9 protein-coding genes are annotated in these 17,479 nt (G+C 40.4%); 1 reads left to right on the top strand and 8 read right to left on the bottom strand.

Features of this window, described 5'->3' with window-relative positions; all coding sequences use genetic code 11:
* Positions 1 to 31: 31 nt before the first annotated feature.
* Genes MP387_RS03220 through mnmL form a run of 5 tightly spaced genes read right to left on the bottom strand, consistent with a single transcriptional unit; the run spans position 32 to position 4,732 of the window.
* Entirely contained in the window at positions 32 to 892 is an 861-nt protein-coding gene (locus tag MP387_RS03220) for a YihY/virulence factor BrkB family protein (RefSeq protein WP_000759517.1), read from the bottom strand.
* A gap of 29 nt (positions 893 to 921) precedes the next feature.
* Complete coding sequence (locus MP387_RS03215) at positions 922 to 2,976, bottom strand: cation:proton antiporter (protein ID WP_242747650.1); 2,055 nt, start codon at positions 2,974 to 2,976, stop codon at positions 922 to 924.
* 11 nt (positions 2,977 to 2,987) lie between these two features.
* Complete coding sequence (locus MP387_RS03210; protein ID WP_000361100.1) at positions 2,988 to 3,242, bottom strand: hypothetical protein; 255 nt, start codon at positions 3,240 to 3,242, stop codon at positions 2,988 to 2,990.
* Positions 3,235 to 3,792 (bottom strand): tRNA 5-(aminomethyl)-2-thiouridylate-methyltransferase MnmM, encoded by a 558-nt coding sequence (gene mnmM / locus MP387_RS03205; RefSeq protein ID WP_042902095.1) that lies wholly within the window; start codon positions 3,790 to 3,792, stop codon positions 3,235 to 3,237. Before mnmM ends, MP387_RS03210 begins: the two co-directional genes overlap by 8 nt.
* A gap of 1 nt (position 3,793) precedes the next feature.
* The gene (gene mnmL / locus MP387_RS03200) at positions 3,794 to 4,732 is read right to left on the bottom strand and encodes a tRNA modification radical SAM protein MnmL/YtqA (protein WP_242747648.1); all 939 of its coding nucleotides are present in this window, start codon (positions 4,730 to 4,732) and stop codon (positions 3,794 to 3,796) included.
* Positions 4,733 to 4,823: 91 nt separating this feature from the next.
* On the opposite strand from mnmL, the gene MP387_RS03195 reads away from it, so the two are divergent.
* A complete protein-coding gene (locus MP387_RS03195; RefSeq protein WP_000525394.1) occupies positions 4,824 to 5,183 on the top strand; it encodes a DUF3397 domain-containing protein in 360 nt (119 codons plus the stop codon).
* A gap of 81 nt (positions 5,184 to 5,264) precedes the next feature.
* Here the strand turns inward: MP387_RS03195 and MP387_RS03190 are convergent, their stop codons facing one another.
* The 3 genes from MP387_RS03190 to bgaA all read right to left on the bottom strand — a co-directional run bounded on the left by MP387_RS03190 (position 5,265) and on the right by bgaA (position 17,406).
* Positions 5,265 to 6,005 (bottom strand): class I SAM-dependent methyltransferase, encoded by a 741-nt coding sequence (locus tag MP387_RS03190; RefSeq protein ID WP_242747647.1) that lies wholly within the window; start codon positions 6,003 to 6,005, stop codon positions 5,265 to 5,267.
* A gap of 206 nt (positions 6,006 to 6,211) precedes the next feature.
* Positions 6,212 to 9,574 (bottom strand): Cna B-type domain-containing protein, encoded by a 3,363-nt coding sequence (locus MP387_RS03185; RefSeq protein ID WP_242747645.1) that lies wholly within the window; start codon positions 9,572 to 9,574, stop codon positions 6,212 to 6,214.
* A 593-nt stretch (positions 9,575 to 10,167) separates the two neighbouring features.
* Positions 10,168 to 17,406, bottom strand: a complete 7,239-nt coding sequence (gene bgaA, locus MP387_RS03180; RefSeq protein WP_242747643.1) for an LPXTG-anchored adhesin/beta-galactosidase BgaA — start codon at positions 17,404 to 17,406, stop codon at positions 10,168 to 10,170.
* Positions 17,407 to 17,479: the final 73 nt, after the last annotated feature.

Raw genomic sequence — 17,479 nt, 5'->3', positions numbered from 1 at the left:
CTATTAGGAAACCTAATAGGGATTTTTCTAATTATTCTATACCAAACTTTGGATCTTTCAAACTCTGAACACTGGCATTGATAACTGCTCCGATAATCAAAATCTTTGCAATGAGAATAAACCAGAACATCATGACTACCACAATAATGGAACTGAAAAATCGGACATCAACCAGATGATTAACATAACTATTGACGTAGACAGAAAAGATATTCAATAAAAAGATAAGAGTTAGCAAGACAAAGACACTTCCTGGTAAAACATAGCGGATTCGTGGTGCTTTTACTTTTGGAAGGAAGTAATAAATCATGACTAGAATGGCAAAGATCAAGGCATAGACCAGAGGGCCTGTAAAGTCTTGCAGGTAGGAAAATAGCGGACTGTCTGATTGCCAGTAAGTTTTGAGGAGGTTAAGCAACATACGACCAAACATACTCAAAAACAAGGCAAAGGCAAAAAGGATCTGCAAGCCAAAACTAACAAGTAGACTCATCAACTGATGGGAGATAATGCCTCGACTCTTGGTCACTCCATAGGCTTTGTTAAAGGCTTTTTGGAGGAAATCCATTGATTTCGAAAAAGTCCAGAGGGCAGATAAAACAGCAAAACTCAGCAAACCAGTCGATGGTTGAGTCAGAACTTCTCGGACAATCTTGGCGACCACATCATACACCGTATCAGGCAAAAATTCCTTGATCGTAAGTAAGAAATTTGAGACCGGAATCTGAAAATAAGGCAAAATATTGACCATTATCATTAGCAAAGGAAAGATTGAAATCAACCAATAGTAGGCAACCGCAACACTGGTCAACTCGCTATCAGATGCTTGATAATAATGCAAAAAAGCTTTCAATAAGGGCCTGTCCATCAGCTCTTTCCACCACTTTTTCATGTTTCATCCTCCGTCATTTTCTTCATCGTCTAAGTTCTTCTGATTAAATCTAGCATATCATAAGGCAAGGTATTTGCAGCCTCTTTCAGAGAATAATTCTCTAAATTATTCACATTTTGGCGTAGTTTTTTGGCATACTTGGCTGTTATCAGTTTAGCTTCTTCGTATTCAAAGATTGCCTTACGTTCGAGATAGTAGCCTCGCAGCATTTCATCGATATTGTTTGGCTTGATGCGATTGATAACCCGCTCAACAAAAGCACCACTTCCGATAATGGCCGTCTCGCGTAGACGAGACTCTTGCATAAAGCTAATCAGAGAACTCTTGTAAACCCCTTTGAGGTTTTCCAAACTCTCGATAATCAGCTCTGTATTTTCCAAATACAACTCTGAAATCTGATCATAGTCAACTGCTAGTAGTTTACGAGATTCTTCATTCATCCAACTGCGAAAGGTCTTACCAAAGGTAAACATTTCATGGAGTAGAAAGCGCAGTATCCGTAAGGAAACTAGGAAGTAATAAGTCACTCTAGAAGCGAAATTCCGATTGATACTCTGCTCCATGTTTTTTAGGTAACGCTGGTAAACTCGATAGCCACGCTCACTGATTCTATTTTCCTCGTAGGCTTGTTCCAAACCGTCAATCTCAATACTCAAGATAAGAAGCTTGAGGGACTCCCAGTCCTCTTGGACTCTCTTATTTTCCAGACTAAGGATGAGGTTTTCAATTCGACCATGATAATTATCAATAGCTGCATAAAGAGGGAGTTTGTTCTTGTGATGGTCTAGCTCTTTTTCTAATTCTGCAGCCACATCATTCAAAATCGCAATATGCATCAAATGATCCTTGCTTTCCTCTTGTTCCTCAGATAAGTGAGGGAGGACCAATAAACCTGTTAGAAAGCTCAATAGTGTAACGCCTGCTACAAGGAAGAGTAAGAGAGGGTATTCCTGCTCCAAATGACTTGGTATGAGGAGAATGGTCGCGATAGATACTGTCCCTTTGACACCAGAGAAGGTCAAAAGAAGCATATCTTTCATGTACTTATGAATTTTTTTCTTAAGTCGACGCGTCCTCACAAAGTAAAAACCAGCAATCATGACAAAGCGGATCGCAAAAAGCAAGAAGGTCAGAACGACAACTGAAATCAGTAAAAGAAGGGGATTGTAGAGAGAATTAGACAAAATCGGCTCTGCAATCAACTCTAATTCCATTCCCAAGAGAACAAAGACTGATCCATTTAGCATAAAGGTCACGGTGTGCCAGACGGTCTCCGTCACGGTGTCTACCTGAGCCTCAAGGAGCGTAATTTTCTTAAAGCGACTGGCCTTCAAAATACCTGCAACCACTACTGCGATAATCCCTGAAACATGAAACTCTTCTGCGATGAAAAAGGTCATGAGTGGCAAACTTAGTTCTAGCAATAATTCACTGGCTATATCTATCGCTCGTACACTCAGCAAAAAGCTATGCAAGAAACGATTGACCATAGCCGTCACAAAACCGACTACAAAACCACCGAGGATAGAAAGTGCTAGGGAAGTCCCAGCTTGGCTGAAAGAAAACGTTCCTGTTGTCCAAGCAGCCAGAGCCATCTGAAAGGCAACCAAACCAGAAGCGTCATTTAAGAGCCCTTCCCCTTTTAGGATATTGGAAACCCGTTTTGGAAAACAAAAACGTTCAGAAAGAGATGCGAAAGCAACCAAATCTGTTGGCCCAAGTGCCGCTCCAACTGCCAAACAGGCAGCTAAAGGAAGAGTCATCCAAAGGAAGTGAGCCATACCTCCTAAGCTTAAGGTCGAGATAAAAATCACAGGAAAAATCAGAAAGACGACAATCCGCCAGTGCTTCAAAATGGACGTAATATCCGCTTCTTCTGCCTCCCGGAAAAGTAAGGGACCAATAACCATGGCCAGAAACAGCTCCGTATTGAGATGAAAATCCGCATCAGGAACAAATAAGCCAATCCCAATCCCCAAAAGGATTTGCACAAGAGGAAGAGGCAAAAAAGGGAGAAGTTTATTGGTCGTGGTTGAAATGATTAAGACAAATAAAAATAGAATCAAGTAAATGAGTAATTCCACACAATTCCTCCTTAATCTTTTTTACAACAAGATTCAAAAATCTCCTTTTGCTCTTGAATTTTCTGATCAATCTTAGAACAGTCTTTGTGCTCAATTTTTTTCTGGCATCGTTCCATTTCAAGAGCCACTAATTTTTTCTTGATTTTAAGCATTTTCTTGCTCATATGTGCTTCGTCGAGCACCCCGACTGCTCGCTCGTGATGCGTTGACTCGACAAAATTTTGGCGCATTGTCTCAAGCTTCTCACGAAGGTATTGTTTATCCATGTCTATACCTTTCTAATTTCTCAATCATAACTAAAAACGGGGGATTATTGACTTGGTTTAGGGTTCGATAAATGGCAGCTGTATACTCTTGTTGGTTCAACTGACTAACAAAATCCAATACAGCATCCCTCTCAGTATCTCCTCCTTCATGACCATAGTAGATCATGATAGCAATCCGTCCTCCTTTGACAAGCAAATGACACAGCTTTTCTAAGGCTTCAATGGTAGTCTGAGGTTGGGTGATGACGGATTTATCAGCAGAAGGTAAATAACCCAGATTAAAAATCCCTGCCTTAGCTTCTGTCACAAATTGATCCAGTGTCTCGTGACCTTGCAAGATTAACTGAGCATTTGTCATTCCAGCCTGATCCAAACGCTCTTGCGTCTTCTCCAAAGCCTGCTCCTGGATATCAAAGGCATAGACTTGCTTGGCTAGCTTGGCTAAAAAAAGGGTATCGTGTCCATTGCCCATAGTCGCATCCACTACAATATCCTCTTTTGTCACAACCTCAGCCAAAAAATCATGTGCCATCTCAAGTGGTCTTTTCATTTTAAAACTCCTGTTTTACAGCCTTGCATCCTTGCACACTTCCACGACGTCTCATTTCAGTTTCAATAGCATTTAGCACTTCCCATTTATTGAGGCTCCACATAGGACCAATCAGCATATCTCTCGGTGCATCTCCAGTAATTCGATGGATGACGATATGCTTGGGAATGATTTCCAACTGATCACAGATGACCTTGACATACTCATCCTGACTCATCAGTTGCAAGCGTCCTTCGTGGTAATCCCGCTGCATGCGCGTATTGGTCATGAGGTGAAGCAAGTGCAGCTTAATACCTTGTATATCATTATCCCTAACACAGAGACGAACATTTTCGACCATCATCTCATGAGTCTCACCAGGCAGACCATTAATCAAATGGGAAACAATCTCAATCTTGGGATATTTCCTCAAGCGTTTTACTGTTTCCACATACAATTCATAAGAATGGGCACGGTTAATCAAGTCAGAAGTTGTTTCAAAGGTTGTCTGTAAGCCCAATTCTACCGTCACATGCATGCGTTCCGATAACTCAGCCAAATATTCGATGGTTTCATCGGGTAAACAGTCTGGCCGTGTTCCGATATTGATTCCTACTACACCTGGCTCGTTGATAGCCTGCTCATATCGCTCCCGAATCACTTCCACCTTTTCATGGGTGTTGGTAAAATTTTGAAAATAAACCAAGTACTTCTGAACATCTGGCCATTTGCGGTGCATAAAGTCAATTTCCTTATAAAATTGCTCACGGATAGGGGCATCCGGTGCCACGATGGCATCTCCAGAACCTGAAACCGTACAAAAAGTACAACCACCATGTGCTACAGTTCCATCCCGATTTGGACAGTCAAATCCCGCATCGATAGGAACTTTGAAAGTCTTTTCTCCGAAAAGTTTTCGATAATAATCATTCAAGGTATTATAAGATTTCATAACTTTCATTATAACAAAAAACACCTACAATCTCAAAAGCCTGACTTTCCAACAAATTCCCTTGTTTCTCATTTCCTTTAGCGTTTTTTTATGATACAATATTGGTATGATTTTAATGAAAATAGCATCTATTTTATTATTGATATTAACCTTGGTGGTTTGCTTTATTGTCACCAAGCTTTTTGGACTTAGGAAAATAGGATTTAATTTCGCGGATCTAGCTTTTCCACTTTTGGTATTTGAGTACTACCTGATTACTGCTAAAGCCTTTACCCACAACTTTCTACCGCGACTTGGAGTCGCACTTTCTCTCCTAGCAATCCTCCTTGTAGTCTTTTTCCTTGTCAAAAAACGAAGTTTTTATTACCCTAAATTCATCAAATTTTTCTGGAGAGCTGGTTTTCTCCTTACCTTAATCATCTACATAGCTATGATTGTCGAATTGATGATGCTCCCATAAAAAACATTCCCCCAGACAGCTGTCTAAGGGAATGTTTTTATCTTCATACTTACTTTCTAAGCTCTACCAAGATACTTTTTCTTATTTCCTAAATGTTAAGGCGTAGAATTTTTCATCCCAAAGAAGTTTCATTTCCTTTTCCTTAACTTCACTTGGAACAGCATTCTCAATTTCACTCAAATCAACAGTAGCGTCTTTAAAATAATCCTTACTAAAATGATTTTTCTTATATTGCTGATCCACATAGTCAGCCGTCTCATCTGCGATTAAAAGCTTGGTTCTTGGCTTCGCTACTCGTAGCATTTCCTGCATAGCCTTGGCCTTATCATTGAAAAAATTGATTCCGCCAATATGGTAGACAATGTCAAAACTATTATCCGCAAAGGGTAGATCCTCCGCGCAAGCATGGAAAAGTTGCAGATTGGTCTTTTTAGCACAAGATTTCTGGCATTTTTTTAGCATACTGATAGAAATATCTACCCCTACAAAGTCTAAACTTTTCAGGTCAATTGTCTCAGGAATATAACGGAGGTCTTGGCCAGTCCCGATAGAGACATAAAGAACAGATAAATTATCCTTCCATTCTATTTCCTCCATCAGATCCTTTCTCAACTTATCAATTGCCTTGCCGTGGAGAAGTGGTCCTATCCATTTCTCACTCATATCATACCAGCGAGCCATACGGTTGTACATGGTCATGTATTTAGCATTATCTCCAGATAAATAATCTGGATTAAGAGACAGATAGATAGCCCCATCTTTTTGAAAATTTTCCACCTCCAAACCTGACTTCAATTTATCTTGTAATCTTGTTTCAATCATATGCAACATCTCCTTTTTTATTTGTCACCTATTATAGAGGATTTCGTAGCGAAAACAATAGCTTTTCAATAAGTGGCAACTATCCACTTGTATCCGGTAGTAGAACCAGGGTCAGTTACAAAAAAACAAGTGCCAATTTCCATTGACACTTGTTTCTACTTTTAAACTGTGTTGCAAAATTTCGTGAAAGATACCGTTTAAAAAACTTAATCTTCTTTTTTGCGTCTTGCCAAGAATCCTGTTCCCAATCCAAGTAGGGCGATTCCAGCTACTAGAGCCACTTGGTTAGACTCGCTTCCTGTATTAGGCAATTCCCCACCTTTTTTAGGCTTACCTGGTTCATTTGGTTTGCCAGGTGTTGGTTTTTCAGGAGTGTGCGTATTTGTAATGTTGTAACCTTCTACCGAAGCAGTATAACCATCTGGAACATTCACTTCTTCAACAGTGTAGGCAATCTCCTTACCTTCTTGATAACGATCAAGACCTGTAAACTCATAAGTCCAGCCACTTGTTTCTGACACTGTAGCTGTCTGACCAGTTTCCTTACCATCTGCAAGAAGTTTTACGGTGATAGATGCTGGACGGATGCCATCTTTGTTATCTTCATCTTTCCAGATTTTATGACCTTTTACAGATGTTTTCTCTGGAGTATGTTCGTTAGTAATGGTGTACTTACCATCCTTGTCTGTAGTGATGGTTGCTTTGTATTCTGTCATAGCAGTTTCTTTGACAGTGTACTTGATTTCCTTACCATTCTCATACTTAGGAAGTTTTTTAGATTCGAACTTCCAACCAGTTTTTTCTGAAACTTCAATTTCTTGAACAACCTTGTCGCCGTTAAGAATTTGAACTTTCACTTTATCTGCACGTTTGCCGTCTTGGTTGTTGTTATCATCCCAAACCTTAGCTCCTGAAAGAATTACTGTTTCTGGTGTGTAATTGTTTGTCACTACTTGACCAGTCACAGAGGCTTCGTAACCAGCTGGTACATCCACTTCCTTGATAGAATAGGTGATTTCTTTTCCAACTTCGTATTGTGGAAGATTGGTGAAGGATGCTACCCAAGTGTTATCATCAGTCTTCTCCTTAGCTGTTAAGGTCAATTGCTTACCTTCAACGGCTACTGGATCTGCATTTCCTACTTTTTTATAAAGTTGAATCGTTACGGACTCAGGACGTTTACCATCTTGGTTGTTCGCATCGTTCCATACTTTTGTTACCTTGTAGTCAATTTCTTTAGGAGCATATTTGTTTGTGATGGTAAAGTCTGTAATAGTCGCTTCGTATTCTGCTACGGCTTCTTCTGTTACAGTGTATTTGATTTCTTTACCAGCTTTATATTTTGCTAATTTCGTGAATTCGACAGTCCAAGTTCCGTCTGCGGCTGCTTGAACTTCTTTCGAATCAACTTGCTGACCGTCTGCTAAAAGATTGATTGTAATCTTGGTTGGACGTTTGCCGTCTTGGTTGTTCGCGTCATCCCAGTTCTTAGTTGCTTTTACAACAACTGTTTCTGGTAAATAGCTATTTGTGATAGTGAATCCTGATGCAGCATCACCAGTAACTTCAGAAGTGTAACCAGGAACAGTTACTTCTGCTACCGTGTACTGTATAGGTGTTCCACCTTTATCAGCATCAAGGTCTTTGAAGCTTCCAGCCCAACCATTTGCTTCAGTCAATTCAAGTGTTTTACCAGTATCTTGACCATCTGCAAGCAATTTAACTGTGACAGAAGATGGGCGTTTGCCATCTTGGTTGTTCTCGTCCTTCCATACTTTCTTAACAGAAACTTCCGTTTTTGCTGGAGTGTAAGTGTTCTCGAATGATTTTTCATCATCGTAAGAAACAGTTGCTTCAAGTGCGCCTTTACCCTTGTCCGCTACAGTAACTGTAGCCGTAACAGTTTTAGTATCGTACTTGATGCTTGTATCACTGCCAGCTTTTTCAGCAATTTTAAAGGTATAAGTTCCTGCTTTGTCGAATTCCAATTCTGAGAAAGCAATGTTTCCGTCTTTGTCATTCTTCACAGTTTCTTTCACCTTACCATCTTGGTCTGTTAAAGTGAATTCAAACTCTTCAGCCTTTAACTCACGTCCTGTAAGTTTTTTATTAGCTTTAATCTTAACTTTAGCTTTGCTACGTTTATTTGTAACTGTTTTGATAGCTCCGTCTTGTCCAACAGTCATCTCAAATGGAGTAGGATTTAACTCATATCCCTCAGGAGCCTGAACCTCAGTTACTGTAAAGTTCCCTTTCTTGATATCACTTTCTGAGTAAATAGATGATTCAGCAATTCCGTCATCATTTGTCGTTACAATTTCCTCTTTAGCCGTAGCTCCTGCCGGAGGAGTAATCTTGAATTTTGCTCCTTTTAGACGGTCATGAGTCAGCTCATCGACCTTGTAAAGAATGATACGGTAACCAGTTTCTAACTGAATTGTACCGCCTGAAGCAACTACTGAGTTTCCGATTTGCTTAACGACTGTCTTATTACTATAGTCGTCATATGTAAGAATCTGGTCATCACCCTTCATTTCAGCATTATTCTGAACTTTTGTTCCATCAGCTGGAGCACTTGTTTTATAATTAATTCGAAATGCTGCAGGTTTCCCGTTCTTAGCAACAATTGAAGAAGCATTGTTAATTGTTAAAGTAAAATCGGTATATGACTCATTCCAACTAACTTGGTAATCTTTACCAGCTTCTAAGACCACCTCATCTTTAAAGTAATAAGATTTATCGTACCAACCTGCCGTAACTTTAAATGTTTCTGGAATCATCTGCATCGGTGAGGCATTAGGATCAACCCAGTCATGAATTTCAATTTTGTTATAGGCAGCTTGTTTCGGATTAGCTCGAACATACCAACTGTGTAAATATTGTCCACTCTTATTTAGAGCACTAGATGTCCAATCCTCTTTATAAATCAAACCATGATACTTACTGAAATTCGCACGTCCAATACCTTCAGAATAATCAGATGCTTCGCCTCTTTTTACCTTAATCTGGTGTGTAATTTCATTTATGGTTTCCGTTTTATCAAATCGAAGCGTCTCATTGCTTAGTTCATTTTTAGAACTAAAACCAACAAAGAATGTCCCTTTGACATTTTGTACTTGATAGCCACCTTTTTTCTCAAGGTAAGCTTTCAGATTCTTTAATGTAATAGTTACCTTACCACCATTATTATCCCCATTTGATACAATTTGAGTTTCCCCGATAACGAGATCTGTTTCTTTGTCTTTCAAGTCAAAACTCTCATTTCTCACGGTTAACGGACTTGGGACTGTAAATGTAAAGGTATCACCGTCCTCCAATTTGCCATCGTAGGCACTCAAATCATAATCCACTGAGAACTTATAGTTTGAGTAGTCATGGTGCTCTGGAGAAAGGTTATAAATTCCATTTTCATCCGGACTTATAAATTTACCATTATCAACTTCCCAAATTCCGATATTACTGATAACATTCTTTAACTCCTTCGCTTCTGCTGAATTGGGAGCAAGGATTATCCCTAGAACACATGCCAGAGAAGTTAGGATGGATAACCAAAATTTCTTGTTCTTCATTTTCTTCCTTTCTAAATAACCGAAAACATAAAACGACCAACTATGATTGTCAAAACTCAACAACATCTCCTTTCAAATTCATTAAAATGGATGAGGCGCATTGATGAAACTACATCACATTTACAGACGTTCTTACAGTATGCAATTGCAATTATTTATCATATTGGTTCTGTTTTTAATATAGAAACCTCCTTTAATTTTATTATAAAACAAAATTAACTTTTTTTGTAATAATATAAGGTTATTACTCTTTACAAAATATTGACACTGTGTAAAATTTTAACTTATATTTTTATTTTATCAACTTAAAGCTTTCTCTCAAGTGACAGAATGCCTATAAAACTAGCTTCAATTTATAAGAAGCACTTAAAAAGCAACATATTAAAATATTACATTTATTTATAAGTTTGAATTATCTTAATTTTTATTCCGACTACTTTATATAATTGTTAATCAAATAAAATTGTATAATACCCAACATTCTTTCTGAAATTAATATAAATTTGGAATTTTTATTTGTCTTGAATTGAATACAAAAAGACCAGGTTTCCCTGGTCTTTCTGAGATACATTTAGAAGAAATACTTATTCATTCTAGTCTTCTTTTTTTCCTTTAGTGGCCACTAGACCTGCACTCAAACCAAGAAGAGCTAGGCCTGCTGCTAGGGCTGCTTGACTTTCTGCACTTCCTGTATTTGGTAACTGCTCTTTTTGAGCTTGATTAGCTTTACTTGAAGCAATTTCTTTTGTATCTGCTTTTTCTGATACTTGTGGTTTTGTTGCTTCTTGAGGTACTGGTTTGGTCGTTTCACCAGCTGTACCGACTTCTACGATGCGATCCTGAGCTATAACTTTATCATAGCTTTCTTTTTCAGTTCGCTTACCATTTTCAACTTCGATTAAGTGAACACGGATACCTTTTTGACCTTCTTGGAGAACACGAGTTTGACCCGCTGGAAGCTTATCATTCTTTTGTTCCTGAACCTTGAAATCAATTGTTTCTTCTTCGATTACAAGTTCTGGTCTGTTAAGGACTAGGTTCTTAACTTCGTCTTCTGGAAGAGAAGTTCCTGGTTTAGTACCAACTTCTACTATACGATCTTGAACAGCGACTTTATCGTAAGTTTCTTTAAGCTGACGTTTTCCATTTTCTACTTCAATCAAGTGAAGACGAATACCTTTTTGACCTTCTTGTAGGACACGAGTTTCTCCTAGGTACAACTTATCAGACTTACGCTCCTGAACCTTGAAGTCAATGGTTTCTTCTTCGACTATAAGTTCGGGTCTGTCGAGGACTAGGTTCTTCACTTCGTCTTCTGGAAGAGAGGTTCCTGGTTTTGTTCCGACCAAGACGATGCGGTCTGTCGGAGCCTCTACCACTTCGCGAAGTTTTTCTTCATTACTTCCACTAGGATTAATCGCTGTGAAGATCCGTTCCTTACCAACTTTTCCTTCTTGTTCTACACGAGTTTCACCTAGATACAGTGTTGAATCCTTTTTCTCAACTGTCTTATAGGCCAAATCTTTTTCAACAAATTCGAGTTTTGGAAGATCCTCTTGTACAGCAGCAACAGTCTTCTCAGAAACTGGTTTTTCCTTAGTCAACTGAATACGGTATTCCTTGACTTGTTTTCCACTTTCTGAAACGAGGCGAACAAGTACTGGAAGGCTATCATCGCCACTATCTACTACAGTTGAAGCTACTTGATTACTTTCTTCGACTGAGACTTTTGGACGTTGTCCGCTATAAGTTACTTGATAGTCTTGACGGTTTTCAGCGAAATCAGGAAGTTCTTTTCCATCTACAAGAATCTTCGATTGAGTGCTTTCTTGAGGCAATTCGCTTGGAGCAAGGAAGGTCATTTCAATTATCGCAACACCCTTCTTATCCGCTTTGCGCTCCATACGCCATCTCATGGCTTTGGCTTTGACAGCTTTAAAGGTAACGTTAATTTCATCACCGGCTTCAATGTCTTTATCCGCACGATAAGGGACAGCTTCCCAATTTTCTGGATTGTTGAATGGATGGTCTGCGTCGTAGGCTTGGTAGTTTGAATAGTAGGTTGGCACTTCAAACTCTGGACCGACATAGCGTTCTAAAACGAGTTTAGATGGTGCATCCGTACCACTATCTGCAAAGAAGTGAAGTTTGGCTTGAGCAACAGTCCGTTCTACAATCTTACCATTTTCACGGAAGATCACACCCGCTGATACTTCTGGATTAGAAGATGGTGTTGGAGACCAGTTTGTCCAACGACGATTTTCAGAATGATCTCTATCATTGATATAGTCAACACGGTCATGAGAACTGTCGTCAATATCATTAGTTGCTGAGGCAAAGGCTTGGTTGCTATTTTCATCATAGTCAGGGTTGTCTGAGAGTGCCTCACCAAGTTTGTCTGTCACTCGTACAGTGAACTCAGCAACAAGATCACTACCTAGGACATGCCCTCGAACGGTAAATTGACCTGCTTTTGTCAGATTTTCTGCTGGAACTTCATCCCATTCTACTGCCAAATCTTTTGTTTCGTAACCGTCTTTACCTGTGAAGTAAACAGGAACCTTCGTTGGCAATTCAAGTGGTTGCCCTACTTGCAGCAAGCGAGCTTGTTTGACCGCAGCAAGAGGTTTACGAGAAAGTAAGTCTTTGTCCTTAGTGAAATGTAGACGGTATTCTCCTAAGATGTCGCCATTTTCAGCTTTAGCGATGACACGGACTGGCTCACCTTCACGAACGCTTGGAACAACTGTCGCAAGACCATTGTTGCTAACACTTGCTGTTACTGCAGGAACTTTTCCATCTACAGACTCAAGATAGTAGTCTGTCAAATCAGGATTGAAGTTTGCTAAGTCTTTACCGTCAACTTGGATTCTTGTTTGTCCTTGTTTGGCTGCTGCGACTTGTTTCGCAAAAATTTGTACTTCTGTGATAGACGTTCCTTTCTTGCTATCAAGTCGAACCATACGAATGCGAACCGCATAGGTCTCAACTTTATCAAAGCTGAAATGATTCATTTCTCCAGCTTTTAATTGAGCTGGTGCTTTGAGATTGCTTACCTCTTTCCAGTTTGCAGGATCATTAAAGGCATGGTTTTCCTCACCTACAAAGCTAGGGTTTTTAGGGGCTGTTGGAACGGTCTTACCGACATAATATTCAATCACATAAGACTTCGGTACACCAACTCCATGGTCTTCGTGGAATCCGACACTTAGATTATCAACTGAACGTTTGCTCAAAATACCTGAATCTCCGAATAGGACACCAACTGAAGCTTCTGGATTAGTACGGTTCCAGTTTGTCCAACGGTTAGCTGGGCGGTCATTAAAGGAAATCAATTTATCGTTGACGTTTGAAACAGGATCAGTTGGATTTGAGTCTGAAGCAAAGGCCAGTGGCAATTCTGAACCTGTCCATTGGTCAGAAATGTTTGCTCCCTTCTCAGTTTGAGCAGATACGCGAACATGAAGTTTAGTTGTTAATTGCGTACCTTCTAGGCGACCATTAACTGTAAAGACACCTTCCTTGGCGTATTGCTCTGGACGAATCTTATCCCAAGTAACCTTAGCTGATGAAACGTGACCATTTGAATCGTAGGTACGAACGCTTTCTGGTAATTGAGGCGCTTCTGCGATTGGGGTCGTCACTCTGACTTCTTCGACTGAAACGACACCTTCTACAGAGACTTTAGCACGCGCTTCAAGGTCAAGACCTTCAACTTTACCTAGAACTTCAAAGGTTTGATAGTGGTCTAGTTTTTCTTTTGGAATAGCTTGCCAAATGACTTTATGAGTTTTAGGGAAACCTTTGTCATACTCAACAGTTACTGTTGCTGGAAGGCTTGGTTCTTGATGCAAGTCTGTTACTACGTTTACTGGACGGATAGATTGGGCTACTTTTTTCTCAGTATTGGCCTGGATAGTGAGATCAACTTGACCTGTAGCCCCCTCATATTCTGCCTTGAGAGTGACTGTTCCTGGCTTATGCAATTCAAGCATTCCCTTACGAACTGCGACTTCCCCTTCACCACTTGTAGAGAAGGTTACTTTATCTGCTGGTAAAACTGCTTGTGTTCCGTCTTGATAGTGGGCAAGGACAGACAATTTCACTGTTTGATCTTCTTTAAGACCGTCAGCTTTCTCCACTTGTAGGCTCAAATGGTCAATTTTTGGCGCTTCTTCAAGGAATTGAATTGCATAGGTTTGAAGAGGGCCACCATCTTTTGGTTGAACATAGATGCTTGCACGCATGCCGTTTGCTGCACTTGCTTGGACTACAGTAACATCCGCATTTTCAGCACTTGCTACAACTTCTGGCAAGGATGCACCGTAAGCAAGAGTTCGATATTGCATTGGATTTTGAGTAGTAAGACCAGTGACAGATTCGCCACCAACCGTTACAGTTGGTACTGCAGGAGCCGCAGGATTACCTTCTTCTACCACAAGGGTAGCGTGAATAGTCTCACCACCCAGTTGACCAGTCATTTGAATACGTGATCCTGCAACTGACAGTTTAGCTTTATCTGCTTCCGCAATCTCCCACTTATCAACTTCGTATTCTTGTACGCTTCCATCCGTAACAGCAATAGAAACGTATTTGTCAACAGCGCTCAAGTCTGTTCCTGGAGCAACACGCTTAACAGTTGGAAGCTCATTTGCGATTGCTAGAATTTCGACACGGGCCTCAACTTCGCGTCCATCTGCCATACCTTTAACAGTCACAACTCCTGCTTGGCTCACATCAACTGAAGACCAAGTTACTGGACGTTTTTCACGACTGCCATCACTGTAGATAAAACCGACTGTCTTCGGCATTTTTGGCTCTTTCTCAATAACAGTACGTACTTTTGGTACTTCTGTCCCGAGAACGGTCTTTTCTTGGTCTTCTTTTTTACCAGTAAAGACCGTTACTTGACCAGATTTCAAGAGATCTGAATGGGCAGTTAGAGTGAATTTACCTGCTTGCTCAGTTGATTTAACAATGGCAACCCCTTTACCGTTAAAGGCTCTGCGAATCCAAGAACCATCTGCTTGTGCCTTATAACGTTCACGGCTGGCTTGTTCCCCATTATCTACACCGACCAGTTGACCTTGGCCATGTAATTGGAAGCGAACCAAATTATTGGCAGTTGGTACCACATTTCCTTCACTGTCTACGATTTCGTAGTAGATGTAGGTCAAGTCTTTTCCATCTGCTGCGATTGCGTGTTCTTCCTTGACGAGGCGAACTCCTGCAGGTTGGCCTGCAGTCGTGATCTTATCACGTGCAATTTCTTTTCCAGCTTCATCGCGAGCTACAGCTTCCAAAGTACCTGGTTGGTAAGCAACCTTCCACTCAAGATAGAGTTCCTTAGCATTGGCACCTTCTTGGTAAGTGCGGCCATCACTGGTTTGTTTTTTGTTAAACTTCTTAACTCCGAGAGATTGACCGTTCAAGAACAATTCTACGCTTGCAGCGTTTGAGTATGCACGAACTGGAATTTTTCCGTCTGAATCTTCAACTTTCGATGCCAATTCTCTATTTTCCCAGTTCCAGTGAGGAAGGAGGTGCACCATTGGTTTCTTCTTGGCAGAAACCCATTGGCTTTGGTAGAGATAAAAGTCATTTTTTGGAATACCGGCTGTATCTACAATACCAAAGTAAGAGCTCTTAACAGGAGTTTGGTTTTGGTTGTGCCATGGTGTAGGCTCACCGATATAGTCCGTACCTGTCCAGATAAACTGTCCAGCATAGCCAGCGTTGTCACGGTCAAAGGTCCATGAAGCGGTTGCCGTTTTACCCCAACCAACACGATCATTTCCATAATCTGACTGTTCATAGTTACGATAAGCTTGGTTGCTATGTACCAATTCTTGTTCAGGACGATAATAGCTACCGCGTGTACGGGTTGCTGAAGATGTTTCTGAACCATAAATCAACCAGTTTGGATGTTTCGCACGAAGTTTCTTGTAGTTGTCTTCTGAGTAGTTGAAACCAACCGCATCCAGTTCATTAGCAATCTTCTCATGATCACCACTACCATCACCAAAGCGGAACTTATCTGCTCCCATAGTAACATAACGTGTCGTATCAACATCTTTAATCACTTTTACTAAGCGTTTAACCGTTGCAAGAGAGTGAGCATTACCATTGGCTTCACCGATTTCATTCCCGATAGACCACATGAAGACAGCTGGGTTATTTTTATCTCTTTCGACCATGGTACGAAGATCATAGTCAGACCATTTTTCACCTTTTCTAGCTTCTGGGTGAGTCGCGTCTTTTTCAAAGAAACGTCCGTAGTCATAAGGTTTCTTACCACCATACCAAGTATCAAAGGCCTCTTCCTGAACGAGCAAACCAAGTTCTGCTGCGATTTGCAAGGTCTGTGGACTTGCAGGGTTATGAGTTGTACGGATGGCGTTAACGCCCATCTCCTTCATTTGTTTGAGACGACGGTATTCTGCCTTATAGTTTTCTTCTGCTCCAAGCGCTCCGTGGTCATGGTGCAAGGAAACACCATGGAATTTAATGCGTTCACCATTCAAAGAGAAACCTTCATTTGGAGTCCAATGATAGTAACGGTAACCAAACAAATCTTTCTTAGCATCAACCAATTGACCGTCACGGTAAACACGCGTAATCAATTCGTACAAGGCTGGTTTGTCATTTAAAACTGTCCAGAGTTTTGGTTGTTCCACTTCTAAAATAGCATCAAGACTTGTTGATTCATGTGCTTTCAAGGTACGGCTCGCTGTACGAACCAAGCCTGTTACAGCTTGACCACCACGTTCAACGATTTGATATTCTGCCACCAGTTCATGGTCTTTATCATCTGTATTGACGATTTTGCTGGCTACATGAGTTTCAACCTTACCATGTTGCTGTTGTTCTAGTTTTGGTGTTAAAATAGTTGTTCCATTTTTTTCAACATGAACCTTATCTGTCACTTGCAAGGTCACATCACGGTAGATACCACTACCTGAGTACCAACGGCTACTTGGTTGTTTGTTAACCGCATGGACAGCAATCACATTCTCACGACCATCTTTGTGAAGGTATTTGGTGATATCGTATGAGAACTGGTTATAACCATTTGGATAATGCCCCACTAACTGGCCATTGACATAGACTTGAGAGTCCATGTAGACACCATCAAAGGTCACTCGAACATTTTTCTTGAGATCTTTTTCATCAAGTTTAAAGGTCTTGCGATACCAAGCTTCTCCACCATTGAGCTGTCCACCCTCGTTTTGGGCAGGTGACTGATGGTCAAAATCGTTAAAGATACTCCAGTCGTGTGGGAGATCCAATTTTTGCCATGTTGATACATCTGCATCTGATTTCACAGCTTCTTTAGGGTTCGCATTGAGTTTAAAGTGCCAATTTTGATTAAAATTCACTTTTCTATCTTCAATCATTTGATTCACTTCTTCATTTGTCGCAGCTTTCAAATCTTCCTTAATAGGTTTTTCTTGACTTGAAGCTTGAGATTCTACCTTTGGAGCTGTTTCTTCAGGTTTTAGTGACGCTTTCTCCTCTTTTGGAGCTACAGGTTCCTCTTCTTTCTTCTCTGGTTTGCTTGCTTCAATTGGAGCAGCTTGACTTTGATCAACACTTGCAACATCCTTGTGCTCTGCTACAGTTTGATCTTCTTTCTCCTCCACTGCCGGACTTTCCTCTTTTGCTTGTTCTACAGTGTGGGCGATAGGAGTTTCATCCGCGAAAACTGGTGATTCTCCAATGACACTTCCTCCAAATAGAACCGCACAGGTTCCAATCATGACAGAGCAAGCTCCTACGGCAAACTTACGAATGCTGTAGACTCTTTTACGATTCCAATGGCCTTTTTCCATAAAATCCTCCTTTAGTAACCGCTTCCATTTATTTGTAAGCACATTACTTTTTCATAGCCTTTTACCCTTATTT

Origin of the sequence: Streptococcus oralis (assembly GCF_022749195.1) — a bacterium.
Taxonomy (GTDB): domain Bacteria; phylum Bacillota; class Bacilli; order Lactobacillales; family Streptococcaceae; genus Streptococcus; species Streptococcus oralis_CI.
This window is presented reverse-complemented; position numbering and strand designations above follow the sequence as displayed.